General features: G+C 69.8%; 12 protein-coding genes. 5 read left to right on the top strand and 7 right to left on the bottom strand.

Annotated elements, in window-relative coordinates:
• Positions 1-29 precede the first annotated feature (29 nt).
• Complete coding sequence (locus ACFVYE_RS39245; RefSeq protein ID WP_389608569.1) at positions 30-704, top strand: helix-turn-helix domain-containing protein; 675 nt, start codon at positions 30-32, stop codon at positions 702-704.
• A 414-nt stretch (positions 705-1,118) separates the two neighbouring features.
• On the opposite strand, the gene ACFVYE_RS39250 is transcribed toward ACFVYE_RS39245, so the two are convergent.
• Genes ACFVYE_RS39250 through ACFVYE_RS39260 form a run of 3 tightly spaced genes read right to left on the bottom strand, consistent with a single transcriptional unit; the run spans position 1,119 to position 3,403 of the window.
• Positions 1,119-1,826: a B3/4 domain-containing protein gene (locus tag ACFVYE_RS39250; RefSeq protein ID WP_383975412.1), complete on the bottom strand. Its 708-nt coding sequence runs from the start codon at positions 1,824-1,826 to the stop codon at positions 1,119-1,121.
• 47 nt (positions 1,827-1,873) lie between these two features.
• On the bottom strand, positions 1,874-2,521 hold the full coding sequence (locus ACFVYE_RS39255; RefSeq protein ID WP_389608570.1) for an FMN-binding negative transcriptional regulator: 648 nt from the start codon (positions 2,519-2,521) through the stop codon (positions 1,874-1,876).
• Positions 2,522-2,566: 45 nt separating this feature from the next.
• Positions 2,567-3,403 carry an EamA family transporter gene (locus tag ACFVYE_RS39260; protein WP_383975407.1) on the bottom strand — a complete coding sequence of 279 codons (837 nt, stop codon included), beginning with the start codon at positions 3,401-3,403 and terminating at the stop codon, positions 2,567-2,569.
• Positions 3,404-3,520: 117 nt separating this feature from the next.
• Here ACFVYE_RS39260 and ACFVYE_RS39265 point away from each other — a divergent pair, with 117 nt between their 5' ends.
• Positions 3,521-4,105 carry a helix-turn-helix domain-containing protein gene (locus ACFVYE_RS39265; protein ID WP_389608571.1) on the top strand — a complete coding sequence of 195 codons (585 nt, stop codon included), beginning with the start codon at positions 3,521-3,523 and terminating at the stop codon, positions 4,103-4,105.
• A 1,151-nt stretch (positions 4,106-5,256) separates the two neighbouring features.
• Here the strand turns inward: ACFVYE_RS39265 and ACFVYE_RS39270 are convergent.
• The gene (locus ACFVYE_RS39270) at positions 5,257-6,210 is read right to left on the bottom strand and encodes a DUF5996 family protein (RefSeq protein ID WP_389608572.1); all 954 of its coding nucleotides are present in this window, start codon (positions 6,208-6,210) and stop codon (positions 5,257-5,259) included.
• Between the two features lie 618 nt (positions 6,211-6,828).
• On the opposite strand from ACFVYE_RS39270, the gene ACFVYE_RS39275 reads away from it, so the two are divergent.
• Together ACFVYE_RS39275 and ACFVYE_RS39280 are read left to right on the top strand one after the other, a co-directional pair.
• The gene (locus ACFVYE_RS39275; RefSeq protein WP_383975398.1) at positions 6,829-8,532 is read left to right on the top strand and encodes an amidohydrolase; all 1,704 of its coding nucleotides are present in this window, start codon (positions 6,829-6,831) and stop codon (positions 8,530-8,532) included.
• Between the two features lie 28 nt (positions 8,533-8,560).
• Complete coding sequence (locus ACFVYE_RS39280; protein ID WP_389608573.1) at positions 8,561-9,352, top strand: LuxR C-terminal-related transcriptional regulator; 792 nt, start codon at positions 8,561-8,563, stop codon at positions 9,350-9,352.
• Positions 9,353-9,906: 554 nt separating this feature from the next.
• Here the strand turns inward: ACFVYE_RS39280 and ACFVYE_RS39285 are convergent.
• Positions 9,907-10,452 (bottom strand): hypothetical protein, encoded by a 546-nt coding sequence (locus ACFVYE_RS39285; RefSeq protein WP_383977669.1) that lies wholly within the window; start codon positions 10,450-10,452, stop codon positions 9,907-9,909.
• Between the two features lie 186 nt (positions 10,453-10,638).
• On the opposite strand from ACFVYE_RS39285, the gene ACFVYE_RS39290 reads away from it, so the two are divergent.
• A complete protein-coding gene (locus ACFVYE_RS39290) occupies positions 10,639-10,854 on the top strand; it encodes a cold-shock protein (protein ID WP_383977672.1) in 216 nt (71 codons plus the stop codon).
• Positions 10,855-10,950: 96 nt separating this feature from the next.
• Here the strand turns inward: ACFVYE_RS39290 and ACFVYE_RS39295 are convergent, their stop codons facing one another.
• Both ACFVYE_RS39295 and ACFVYE_RS39300 read right to left on the bottom strand, forming a co-directional pair.
• Positions 10,951-11,505: a hypothetical protein gene (locus tag ACFVYE_RS39295; RefSeq protein ID WP_389608574.1), complete on the bottom strand. Its 555-nt coding sequence runs from the start codon at positions 11,503-11,505 to the stop codon at positions 10,951-10,953.
• A gap of 51 nt (positions 11,506-11,556) precedes the next feature.
• Positions 11,557-12,822, bottom strand: coding sequence for a DUF418 domain-containing protein (locus tag ACFVYE_RS39300; protein WP_389608575.1), 1,266 nt, complete (start codon positions 12,820-12,822; stop codon positions 11,557-11,559).
• Positions 12,823-12,902: the final 80 nt, after the last annotated feature.

The raw sequence follows: 12,902 nt of genomic DNA on the forward strand, positions 1-12,902 counted from the left end.
CGAATGGAGGCGAAGGCAATACTGGCGGCATGCCAGGAGGACGGTTGACCCAGCAGGACCGCCAGCGCATCGCGGCCGGACTCGCCGATGGGCTCTCCTACGCCGAGATCGCCACGCGGCTCGGCCGGCCGACCTCGACGATCAGCCGGGAGGTCGCACGCAACGGCGGCCCCGGCGGCTACCGGCCCCAGCAGGCGCACCGCGCGACGGCCCAGCGGGCGCAGCGCGGCACACCGGCACCGCCACGCGCGGCCGGGGTGCCGGGCGGCACGATGGAAGAGGAGATCATCGAGCTGGCGGTCAGGTCGGGGATGCCGAAGATGACAGCGCGTGTGCACGTCGACCTGTTGCTGTCCGAGGACGGCAGGCGCACCGCAGCCGAGCTGACCCACAGGCTGAAGGTCAGCCCGGCTTCTGTCTCCGTGGCCGCGAACTTCCTGGTCCAGCAGGGGTATGTCCGGCGAGAGCGCGATCCGCAGCGGCGTCGCGACATCTACGTGGTCGACGACGACGCCTGGTACCACTCGATCGTGATCAGCTCGCGGCAGACGCTCGAGTCGGCGCAGGCCGCGATGGCCGCGGCCGAGACGCTCGGGCCGGACACGCCCGTGGGGCAGCGGCTGGCCAAGGTGGGGACGTTCCTGGAGCGAGTCGTCGGGGACATGATGGAGTCGGCCGACCGCTGGCGCACCCTCCTTGCGTGATGGGTCTCGTGGCCCTCCTCCTGGAGCCGGCGCACGATCTCCGCGATGTCCAGGGCGTTGGGGAAGATCACCGCGGTCGTGGCAGAGCATTGAAATTCGCGGTGGGGTCAGCTGCAGGATCCGATGGTCCAGCCACCCCGGGGGACGGCCGCAAGGCGGGCGGCAACCGGCGTGTCCGCGTCGTGCCGGGGGCTGCGCAGGCGGGTGATCTCCTCGTGCTGCGCGGCGATGCGAGACAGCGCGAGGGTTTTGAGCGCGGTCAGGTCCTCGATCGTCGCATTCTGGCGGGCTGAGCGGGCCCTGAGCGTGTCGTTCTCGAACTGCGGGCGGGCGATCTGGGCGGTCTCGGGGATCCGGGAGTGTCCCTGGCCTCCTGGAACGCCTTCAAGCGTCCGAAAGGACCGAGCGCGGTTCTCAGACGGTGACCTGGGGCTCGTCCTGGCAGAGGTAGTACACGGCGGTCTGTTCGGAGTGAGGGGCAAGCAGCCCCTGCAGCTCCAGTGCTGCGGCCTTCAGGAGGTGGCCGTCACGGGTGGCGTGGAGGGTTTCGAGGACGAAGGCGACGTGGGTGGAGTCTTCGGTGACGCGGGTGCGGTGGGCGTCGCGGTGGTTCCAGTGGCGGGTCAGGACGCCGGTGGTGTCCGTGTAGATGATCTCGCCGGGCTCGGGGCTCTCGACGGTGTCGGGTTCGCCGAGCGGGGTGAACTCTTCGCAGCCGTCCGCGTACCGGATGTCGACGTCACCGGTGACGTGGTCCAGGTCGAAGGCGCCGGCGGGCAGCCCGTGGCGGGCGGAGACCGCGTTGTAGGAGTCGACGGCTGGGTTGATGCGCGGCAGGGTGCCCTTCTTCGTGAAGCGGCGGCCGAGCGCGTCGACGCTGGGGCGGATGCGGCGGGGGTTGGTACCGAAGGACCGGTAGGCGGTGTGCCATGCCTCGATCCTCGGGTCGGTCTCGTCGGCGGGCTGCCAGGTGCCGTCGGCGAGCTGCTGCTCCAGGTCCTGAAGGGCGGTGGTGGTGTCGGGCCAGGGTTCACGGCCGCCCAGGCCGGTGGCGGTGACCACGGCGATGAGGGTGTTGGGGAAGGCGTCGGCGATGGCGGGGGCGATACGGAAGGCGGTCACGGGCCGGGCTCCGTTCCTCGGTGCGCGTGTGCATGCGGGGGTGGGGGTCAGGGCTTCCAGGGGCCGATGTGGTCCAGGCGGCGCCGCTGCTGCTGTGCGGCGGGCACGTCGAGGCCTTGCCCGCGTTCGGTGAGGCGGTCGGCGACGTCGGCGCGCTGGTCGACGGGCTTGTGGTCGTCGTATTTGAACTTCGCCCGTACGTCGGTGACCTGGAGGCGCAGGCCGCGGATGCCGGACAGCATCCGGCCGTAGGGCGGCTGGTCGACGGCGACCGGGGCGTGGTCGCCGTCGGGCTGGAAGTGGGCGAGCTGGCGGCGCAGCAGTTCGGCCTTGGCCTCGGGGTCGTCGACCAGGTGGGCGTGGCAGGTGAACTGCACGGCCGCGTAGTAGCTGGTGGGGATGCCGTCGGTGGGCGGGGTGTCGGGCTTGGCGCGCCAGGGGCCGGGGATGAAGGCGTAGTCGCCGGTGACGGTGAAGGTGACGTTCGGGTCGTGCTCGATCGCTTGCCAGATCGGGTTGGGCCGGGCGAGGTGGATCAGCAGGGCGCCGTCGTCGGTGGTGAAGTGGGTGGGGACGACGGCGGGCGGCCGGCCGGGCGGGCCGTTGACGCTCAGCTGGCCGAAGTCGTGGCCTGCGGCGATCCAGGTCTGCCATTCGGCCTCGTCCAGGTCGGCGTCCCAGGGCTGGATGAACATGCTGTTCTCCGTGTGTGGTCGATGGGGGTGGGTGGCGGGCTTGGTTCAGGTCAGGGCGAGGAGGCTGACGGCGACGGCGGCGGTGCCGAGCCCGACGAGCTGGCCGCGGTGGATGCGTTCGGCGAGCACGCCGCGGGCGAGCAGAACCGTGCCCGCCGGGTAGAGGGCGGTGATGACGGCGACGACGGCGAGGTCCCCGCTGCGGGCGGCCATGAGGAACAGCAGGTTCGCCACCGAGTCCAGCACGCCCGCCGTCGCCGACACCGCGTAGGCGGGCCGCTCGGTGCCCAGCCTGCGGAACATCAGCCCGGCCGCGGCCAGGGTGACGGCCGAGGAGACCGCCCGGCCCACGATCAGCGGGGCCACCCCGCTGTCGGAGGGTGCCTGGTGCAAGAAGATCAGCTGGAGGGAGATGGCGGCGCCGGCGCCGAGGGCCAGCAGCAGCGCCGTACGGGAGGGCCGCGCCGATCCTGCGCCGTGACCGGCACTGACCATCACCACCGCGGCGAGCGCGAGCGGCAGACCCACCAGTCCGGCGACGCCCAGGTGCTCGCCCTGCAGCAGGCCCACGCCGACGGGAAGCATGGCGGACACCAGCGCCGTCACGGGCGAGAGCACGTTCATCGGGCCGATCGCCAGGGTGCGGTAGAGCAGGGCGAACGCGGCGGCCGAGGCGACCCCGGACGCGGCACCCCAGCCGAGGGCGCCGGCACTGAACGACGCGCCGAGTACGGGCCACAGCATCAGCTCGACCACGAGAGAAGCCGGGGCCGCGATCAGTACGGTGCGCAGTACATGGGCCTTGCGGGCGCCGAGGCCGCCGAGGAAGTCGGCGCACCCGTAGGCGAGTGAGCTGCCCAGGGCCAGCAGCAGAGCGATCACGGCACATCCCTTACTATTCAATAGAACGACTGAACCGTACAACGGACCGACCGTTGCGTGTCAACCAACCGACCGCACGGTGCATTCCAGTGGTCCATCAGCAAGGATGGTGATCGGATGGCCGAGACGGATGCAGCCCTGCGGCAGCTCGCGCGCAACGTCAGGGCGGCCCGCACCCGCGCCGGCCTGTCCCTGGACGAACTCGGTCGGCGCGCCAAGGTCAGCAAGGGTGCCCTGGTCGCACTGGAGAAGGCGCAGGGAAACCCGAACTTCGCGACCCTGGTCCGGCTGGCCGACACCCTCGGCGTATCCGTGTCCGCTCTCATGGAAGGGCGGACCGAGGGTCGTGTCCGCGTCGTGTCCGCCGACACGGTGATGCCGCTGTGGACGGGCGAGCAGGGTGGCGAAGCCCGGCTCATGCTGACAACATCGGGCCCGGCCCCCACCGAGGTCTGGCGCTGGCAACTCCAGCCGGGCGAGGAATACCCAAGCCACCCCCACCAGGCCGGGGTCGTCGAAACGGTCAGCGTCACCGCCGGCCGGATGGCCCTTGTCGTCGAGGGCACCGAGCACCCCGTCGAAGCCGGACAGACCGCCACCTTCGACGGCGACGCACCCCACACCTACCGCGGCACCGGCACCGAAACCTGCCACCTGATCATGACCGTCCACCTGCCGCCCGGCCCCGCCTCCACGACCTGACCCCCGCAGCGCGGGCCGGTCGGTAGTAGCGCGAACGGCCCCGGCCTTTGCGGATCACCTGAACCGGCGATAGCGCTATACCCGTTGCGCTTGCTGCATTCGCCCAAAATCGCGCTGAGCTGCGAAAAGTCGTTCTGACTCGCCTCGCGCCACAGCGGCTCCCCCGGAGAACCGGGGGAATCGAAGGCGGTGGTCATGGGTACACGCCAATGCTGCGCACGTTCGAATATCGGATGGGAATGACGCGCCGAACCACCCCATAACAGGTCACCCACCCCAGAAACCCTGCCCAGAACCGACCGCCCCTGCCAAACTGGACCCGGCCTCGCCGCACCCCCGTCGGTGGGACCACCATCCGGAGGACCCCATGACGTGCGGAAACTGCGGCGCAGCAGCCACCCAGGGCCCCGACGGGACGTGGATCTGCTCCAACCAGTGCGGTTGGTCCTCCACCACCCCGGCCACGGCAACCCCAGAAATCACCACTACGCGCTGCCGCGGCTGCGACGCTGAAGTCCATGGCCTCGACGGCCGGTACGCCTGCGGGCTCTGCGGATGGTCGAACCACTGGGACGAAGGACACCAACCGCTTCCCGCCGCAGGCAAGACCTCCGGGGGAACCAACAACCTGCGGTGAACTCACAGAGACGGCAAGGCCGGTGGGCTGCTCGACGGCCACCGCCAGGGCGAGGCGGTCGGGCACAGCGGGGCGCCCCGGGCGGCGTTCGGGCAGGCAGAAGCCCCGGTCCGGACAATCACCGGGCCGGGGAGAAGCGCGTCGGATCAGTGGGCCGCGGCGAGGTCCTGCTGCCGTGCGAGTTCCGCCCGCCGCCGCTGTTGTTCAGCGGGTGTGGTGCGGCGGCTGCTGGTGGGTTTCAGCGCGGCGTTCCAGAAGCCTGGCCCTCTGCGATTCTTCGGGTGAGTTGTCGTCTTGAGAGGAGGGACCGGGACGGGGACTGGGTGCCTTCGAGTACGGGCGCTACCTCTTCCACCGGAGCAATCGACTGACGACGGCGACGGCGATGGCGTACGGCGTGGGGCGGCCGGCCCGCACATGGAGGGTGTTCAGAGCGTTGAGAAGAAGCCGGGCGCCTGCTGGAAGCGAGGCGTCTTCTGGAAGGCTGATCGGTTCCTTCTCACGCAGGCGCTCGTCAGCCGTGCTGGTGCTGGATGAGCGCGGGCGGTGTCCTGCTCATGTACCAACCCTCGACGCGGGGTCCGAGAAGGTCGGACGGCCAGCCTGCTGTCTCGACGGCGGCATCGTAGACGGCGTCACCGAACGCCACAATGGCCTGGTGCGGGTCCGCTGTCTCCCTGAGCTTGGCCCACGGCAGATGAACCAGACCGGCGTCGGGATGCCAGGCGGCGCCTTCGACACCCCAGGACCGGCCCTCGAGACCGTCCGGCTGGGGCCAGATGTACGCGTACATGCCGACGTTCGGCGCCTTGGCGTCCCCGAAGGAGAATCCCACCGACACGTACGCGTCGAGCTGGGCGTTCTGCATGAACGGCGGCTGGTGGGGCGGCGGCACGGTGGGCTGCGCCCGGTAACGCGTGGCGGACAGGTCGAAGCCGCCCCACATCACACCGACCCGGGGGCGGTGTCCCAGGAAAGGGGCCTGCCACGCCTCGAGCCCGTCGGCGGCGAGGTTCAACGCTGTCCAGATCAGCCGGGCCGCGTGGCCATCCCAGGTGCGTTCGACGTGATCGTCCTCGAAGCGCGGCGGGGCATCCGGAATCTCGCAGATCAACGAGCTGCGCGGTCGGTGTATGCCGAGCTCGTCCGCCGCATCGCAGAAGGACGCATAGAACATGGCGACTGATCCCTTGGACAATGGCACCGTCCGCGAGCCGTTGTCGGCCTCGATGACCACGCCACCGTCGAGCAAGCTGTAGTGCACCGTGAAGGTCACGCCTCGCTGTCGAAGGGTTGGCGTACTGAGCCCCCGGGGGGTGACATCGAGGACGGTGTTTCCCCAGCCGACTTCGAAGGGCTCGTCGAGGGTGTACTTGCCTGCGACCTGTACCACCCGGTTCACGTAGTCAACCATGGGCGCCAGGTCCTCATAGACCAGCGGCGGCCACTCATTGAGACGTTCGCTCACAGCGAGCCTCCCAGCGTGTCGATGGGATCAGCGGGAGGCGACGTCAGGTGCCGCGCCCGCTCCCGCCCATGCAGCGACGGGCGGGCCTGGGACACCGAACTGCGATCCAGTACCCAATTCTCACACGCAGGTCAGGGTCCTGCCCGCGCGGTGGCGCCGGGCGTCCGACGTGCTGGGCGGGCAGCCAGTTTGCGGTGGGTGACCGAAAACCCCGCCCTCTTCGGCCCGCACGGCTTCGTCCGGCGGGCGGGTCATCTCCTGCGAGGCGTACTTCGGGTTCACCGCGAACGGGTCCTCCGACGACGGCAGGCTCCGCTTCGTCCTTGAGCCAGTGGGCGGGCTCCATGTGCGCCTGCCAAAGCCTCCGCTACGTCTCCGACGACCGCGCGCCTCGCCGTCACCGCCTACAACTGTGCCCGGGTCACCCACGGAGAATCGCGATTCCCCCCATGTTCTTCCGAAGCCCGACACGATCCCGAGCACGAGGCGTCGGCCTGCCACTGCGAGAGCGCGCATCGGTGGGATGACCGATGTGCGGGGGGTGGGGGCGTGGCCATAGTCGTCGGGAGATCGTTCGCGGGTGGCCGCGGTGCGCCCGGTATTCGAAAGGACCCTTCAGTGGACACGTATGCGGATCTGGTGTTTCTCGGTGGGCGGGTGGTCACGGTCGATGCGGAGTTCTCCGTCGCCTCGGCCCTGGCAGTGACCGGTGGGGTCATCAGTGTGGTCGGCGGGCGGGACGACGTCACGCCGCTCGTCGGACCCGACACCCGCGTCGTCGACCTGCGGGGGGCGACGCTGCTTCCCGGTATCAACGATTCCCATCTGCACGGATGCGCCTTCGGCATGTCGACACCGCCGCTCTCCCTCGACCTCAGCCATCCCGCCGTGTCCTCCCTCGCGGACGTGGCCGAGGCGGTACGGGAGGCCGTCGGGCGGGTTCCGGGAGGGCAGTGGATCACGGGGCACGGCTGGGACACCGGTTACCTCGACGAGTGCGTCTCCGATCCGTCGCGACTGCCCTCGCGGCGCGACCTCGACGCCGTGAGCCCGGACCACCCCGCCGTCCTGTACTCCTTCTCCGGGCACGCCACCTGGGTCAACTCCAAGGCACTGGAGCTCATCGGGATCGACCGGCACACCGTCGCGCCGCCTGGCGGGGCCATCGTCGTGGACGAAGACGGGGAGCCGACAGGGCTGCTCCACGAGGGGGCCCAGGCCCTCATCCAGAACGCGCTGCCGCCGCTCAGCCGGCAGGAGCGGACCGACGCGATCAGGTCCAACCTCGCCACACTCGCCCGGCTCGGCATCACCAGCTACACCGAGCCCGGACTCGGCCCCGGCGGCGACGGCATCATGCGGGGCGCGCTCGGTGCGGAAACCCTCGACGTCTACCGCCGGCTGCTGGCCGACGGTGAACTGACCGCCCGTCTCGGCGTCCTGCTCCTGCCCACCGGTATGGCCAGCACCGCCGAGGAGTTCGCCCGCACCCTCGCCGCCCTCGGCGAGTCCGGAGACGCCGATCCTCGCCGCATCGCGATCCACGGGGTCAAGATCTTCGCCGACGGCATCGTCCCCAACAAGACGTCCTGGATGCACGAGCCGTACGTCGGCGGCGGCTGCGGCTCCCTGTGCGTCGGCGGTGAGACCGACGCCGAGCGGATCGCCGAGATCGATGCCATCATCCGGCACGCCCACGCCGCCGGGCACCAGCTGGGCGTCCACGTCACCGGCGACCGGGCATGCGACACCGTTGCGGACGCCTTCGCCGCTGCCATGGCCGAGCACCCGCGGCCCGACGCCCGCCACTACGTCATCCACGGCGACCTGCTCACCGAGCACAGCATGAAGGTGCTGGCCGCGCACGGCTTCGGCGTCAACATGAACCCCACCATCAAGTGGACCGTCGCCGACATGGAGGAGGACTTCGTCGGAGCTGAACGGGCCGCGTACGCATGGCCCTACCGCGATGCCATCGACGCCGGAGTACGGGTCGCGAGCGGGTCCGACGCCCCCGTCACGTACCCGGACTGGCGCCAGGGCGTCGCCACCATGATCCTGCGCGAGTCCAAGGCCACAGGCCGGGTCAGCGGCCCGGAGCAGCGCATCGGTCTGGTCGAGGCGATCCGTACGTACACGATCGACGCGGCCTGGCAGGACTTCGCCGACGACTGGAAGGGCTCCCTGGAGCCGGGCAAGGTCGCCGATCTCTGCGTGCTCGACGGGGACCTGCTCACCGCCGACCCCCACGACATCCCGGAGATGCCCGTCGTCCTCACCGTCGTGGACGGGCAGGTCGTGCACGACACCCTTCGCGATTGACGTACTCCGGGTACATGATCATCCTTGGATGATGGCAGCGGAGCGGAGCACGGCAGACATCCTGGACGCGGCCGTCCACGTCCGTGAGGCCGCCAGGAGCGTCACGATCGGCGCGACCGGCGTCGACACGGTCCTGGCGGCGCTGTCGGAGGTGATGGAGTACGACCACGCCTCCCTGACCCGGTGGGATCCGCTGCACAGTTGCCACACCACGCTGGCCGGGAGCTACCCGGACGACGCCACGGCTTACATCGAGACCCGCCTCCACCACGACCCGGTGTTCCCCGTGCTCCACAGCCCGGCCCGAGGCGGTCTCTGGTTCAGGGACGTCCCCGGCCAGCTCCTGGCGGCATCCCCGGGCTTCCAGGAGGTGCTGTCTCCCCTCGGCATCGAGGACGGCGTGGCCCAGTGCCTGTTCGCCGCCGACGGCCGGTACGTCGGCATGCTGAACGTCAGCACCCGCCGACCGCGGCGCGCGCCCGATCCGGCGCGCGCCGCGGTCACCCTGCTCACCGAGGCCCTGGCCGCGGCCGTCGACCCCGGCACAGGCCCGCCGCCCGAGGAGATCGCCGCGGCCGGCCCCGCCACGGACGTGCGGCACCCGGACGCGCGACGGCCCGGCGGCCTCTCGCCACGGGAGCTCCAGGTGCTGGCCGAACTGACCGCCGGCCGCACCAACCGGGAGATCGCCGAGCGGCTGTACATCACGCCGCGCACCGTAGGGACCCACGTCGAGCACATCCTCGCCAAGCTCGACCTCCCCAACCGCGCGGCCGCCGCTGCCCGAGCCGCCTCCTGGGGAATCGAACCCTCCCGTTGACGCGAGCCCGGCGCAAAACGCTTGGACCGCGGGCGTGCCCCTGCAGGACGCTCCGTTTCCTAGCCCCGGACCTCGCCCTGGTCGTCATCTCCGTCGAGCCGAACGTCGGCGACCGGCTCCCCGGCGATACCCCGGCCCCCAGCTGCGCCAGTACACCGACGAAGTCGAGTCCGTCCTGTAGCTTCCCGGTTGCGGTGTCCAACGGCATAGCTGTGACCCGCAGGGCTTCGGCATTGCGCGCTCGTGTCCTCCGAACGCGTTCCGGAGAACTGTGTCCAATCCTCGCCGGTCGGGCATTTTTTGTGACGCCGTCGGCGATGAGTGGCGTGGTTCGGGGCGCGTCTCGAAGGCGAGCCTGAGGTGCTCCACGCTGGTGTCCAGCTCACGTGCGTCCAGGCCCTTCAGCTGGGCGCGGGTGTGGGTCTCCGGACGCGCCGGAGCAGGGGCCGCGGCGAATGATCCGAAGCCCTCCTTCTTCGTCAAGGTGAGGTTGTCCAGGCGCAGCTTGCGCCACTGCGGGTCCTCGGATGCGGCCGCTGTCCGTCCGCGGGGACTCACAAGTCCTCCAGGGCGTCGGCGTAGAAGGCATCCTCGTCGAGGTCGGTGCCGCCGTCGAAGTCCTCGAAGTCGGCCGCGTCGTCGCCGGGCTCTTGCGCGGGCGGTCTTGAATCCTCAGCCACGGGCTGGTCGTCCTCGATATGGATCGCGAACGCCGCCTGATCGCGGGCCATGCGTAACGCCATCCGCCGCTCGGCCGGCGTCTGACCGAAGCCCAGATTCCAGCGCTCGAACAAGTCGGCCGTCACCAGGCGGTCGTTGGGGTGCCGGTACTGCTGCGCGGCGAGTTTGCGTCCGTATCGCAGCGCGTCCCTACTCATCGGCATGTTCAGGACCGGGGCGTGCTCCCGGTGCAGGACGCGCCAGCGCCGGTCCTGGTCCCGGAAATAGGCGCGGGTGATGTCGTCCCGGTTGACCTGGAACGGCCACAGCCCGTTCGGGCAAGGGCTCGGCCGCCCGTCCTTCGCCCGCGGGTCGATCAGGACCGACCGCGGGATTCCGTGCTCGGGCCAGACCGCCTGGGCCGGGCAGCTCGGCAGCACCGGAAGCGGCCGGGTGCGGACCCGCGGGGGAGGTCCGGCCTTCCGTTGCCGTAGCCGCGCTCCCCGCGCGAACGAACTCGGTCGCGCCGCCTTGCTGTGGCCAATTATGCTCACTCGCGTGCGTCGGAGGTCCCTGGCAGGGGATCTACCCGCGTTCAGCCCAACGTCCTGGCAGGGGGTTCGTCCATGATCACCGCAACCGTGCGCGAGTGGTACGAAGAGGAAGGCTGGGGAGTGCTCGACTCGGCTGAAACGCCCGGTGGTTGCTTCGTGCACTTCAGCAACATCGAGATGGCCGGCTTCCGCACCCTCGACCCGGGGCGGCGGGTCCAGCTCGAATGGGAGGCCCCCGGTTTCCAGCAGGACGGCTACGACTTTCGCGCCCGCCGAGTGGTTCTCTGAAACCTCTGCCGCTGGTGGTCGCAACACGACCACCAGCCCATCGCCTCACAAACCGACCGTGACAGGTGCAGTGAGAACGAGGCCAGCGAAGTGAGATCAGACCCCACGATCGAAGGCAAAACCTCCGCTCCGGCCGCGAGCCACTGAGAAGCCGAAACATCGCTTGAGGCTTCGTGAGAATCCGCCAGCTTCAATGCGGCAGGACACCAGGGGTTCCACGCCCGCGCCCTCGTTCTTGTTCTCCACGGCCAGTTCCTCGCCCCTCTTGCCGAGCACCACCAGCCGCTTGCCGTCGGCGAATACCGCGTTGACCGCGGTCCGGGGAACGCTCTGGCCGGAGTGGCCACGAGCCGTTGTGACCTGGTCGTCCTCGATGGTGACGGTCACGTAGCCGTGCTCGGCCATGAGGACGATTACGCCTCCGGCCAGGGCCCCGATCACCATGAGCACAATCGTCACCGTGGGTTCGGGGGCGTTGTTGATGAGCTCGACCGGGCCTTCCCATGGAATCCAGGGCCAGGAAGCCGCCCAGTTCGCCAGGAGCTTCAGCAGCCATCCGGCCACCGCCCCCAGGGCGGGAAATCCGGCCGCCACCAGAATTCTGTCCAACATTTTCTGCCGAACCACGGTCGTCATTTCCATGCCGGACATGCCAATGCACCTTTCCTCTTGAAGTGGGTCAAGGAATTGAAAGCAAGAGAGTTATGGCCGGGGTGGCCGAGTTCCGCCCTGTGGGTGCCACGGCGGTATCGACAGCGTGGTCCAGGCGCGCAGCAGCCACTCCAGCGGGCCGTAGGTGCGGTGTCGCAGCCACCATCGGCTGGCCACCGCCTGTGCCGCGAACAAGGTCAGGGCGATCGCTGCGACGCCGACGGGTGCGATGCGACCGACCAGAGCGGCCCCGAACCCGGTGAAGAGCAGGGCGCAGACCAATGACTGGCCGAGGTAGTTGGTCAGCGACATCCGTCCCGCCGGCGCGAGCGTGGTGACCACGGCCCGGCGGTAGCGGCCGCGGGCGAGGCGGAGCACGGTCGCCGCGTAGGCGGCTGCAAGCAGCGGGGCGGTGATCACGTCGAGGCCCATGGCGAAGAGCTGGTAGGCGGTCTCGGGGTGGTTCAGGCTCGCGTCCGCGTACACGATGCCGCCGAGCAGCCCGACCGTGAAGCCGGCCCACTGGAGCCTGCGCAGAAGCTTCAGGTGCCGGTCGATGTCTGCGAGGGCTCGTCGACGCCCGGCTGCCAGGCCCAGCAGGAAGGCGGCGAGCGCGGACGGCGCCTGGAAGAAGGTCAGCAGGAAGGCCACATCCGGCAGTTCCTGTAGGTGCGCGCCCATGACGGATGCCGGTCCGCCGCGCAGGGCCTCGGTTGCCTGTGCAGCGGCGGAGGCCGTGGACTGGGGGATCGTGCCGCCCCCGCCCGCGTGGCCGACGGCGAGCGCGAGGAGCGCGTATCCGACGGCGGTGACCGCCAGCAACGCGACAGCGATCCGAACCGCTGTGCGGGGCTGAATGCGGCGCAGCGCGAGCAGGATCAGGCCCAGGACGGCGTACAGGGTGAGGATGTCGCCGGGAAAGAGCACGACGGCGTGTACGGCGCCGATCACGAACAGGCCGGTCAGGCGCCGCAGGAAGCGTGGTGCGAACTGGGCGCCGCGCCGCTCGGCCGAGTCGATTTGCAGCGTGAAGCTGTAGCCGAACAGGAACGAGAACAGCAGGAAGAACTTGGCCTCGAAGAGGACTGCCACCAGCCGGCGGACGGCCTCGCTCAGCGGGCCGCCGAGACCCGGGTCCTCCAGGCCGGTGCCGTGGTAGGCGGAGGCCATGTAGGTGATGTTGACCATCAGGATGCCGAACAGCGCGAAGCCGCGCAGCGCGTCGACCTGCGCCAGCCGGGCGCCACCGCTTTGCCGCCGCTCCGCTGCCGTGGGGAGGAGGTGCGGGGGGCTCTCCGTACGCGACCGGGCTCTCATGAATCTCCAAGCTATCGAAATCCAAACGATCATTTTCAATACGATCGTATTATAGTCAACGGTAGAGGTTGGATACGTGG

Origin of the sequence: Streptomyces sp. NPDC058239 (assembly GCF_042882185.1) — a bacterium.
In the GTDB taxonomy this organism is placed as follows: Bacteria; Actinomycetota; Actinomycetes; order Streptomycetales; family Streptomycetaceae; genus Streptomyces.

What these genes read in the sequence shown, in the direction of transcription:
- ACFVYE_RS39245 (WP_389608569.1), top strand. Translation starts at nt 30, where the DNA reads ATGCCAGGAGGACGGTTGACCCAGCAGGACCGCCAGCGCATCGCGGCC.
- ACFVYE_RS39255 (WP_389608570.1), bottom strand. Translation starts at nt 2,521, where the DNA reads ATGTTCATCCAGCCCTGGGACGCCGACCTGGACGAGGCCGAATGGCAG.
- ACFVYE_RS39265 (WP_389608571.1), top strand. Translation starts at nt 3,521, where the DNA reads ATGGCCGAGACGGATGCAGCCCTGCGGCAGCTCGCGCGCAACGTCAGG.
- ACFVYE_RS39280 (WP_389608573.1), top strand. Translation starts at nt 8,561, where the DNA reads ATGATGGCAGCGGAGCGGAGCACGGCAGACATCCTGGACGCGGCCGTC.
- ACFVYE_RS39290 (WP_383977672.1), top strand. Translation starts at nt 10,639, where the DNA reads ATGATCACCGCAACCGTGCGCGAGTGGTACGAAGAGGAAGGCTGGGGA.
- ACFVYE_RS39295 (WP_389608574.1), bottom strand. Translation starts at nt 11,505, where the DNA reads ATGTCCGGCATGGAAATGACGACCGTGGTTCGGCAGAAAATGTTGGAC.
- ACFVYE_RS39300 (WP_389608575.1), bottom strand. Translation starts at nt 12,822, where the DNA reads ATGAGAGCCCGGTCGCGTACGGAGAGCCCCCCGCACCTCCTCCCCACG.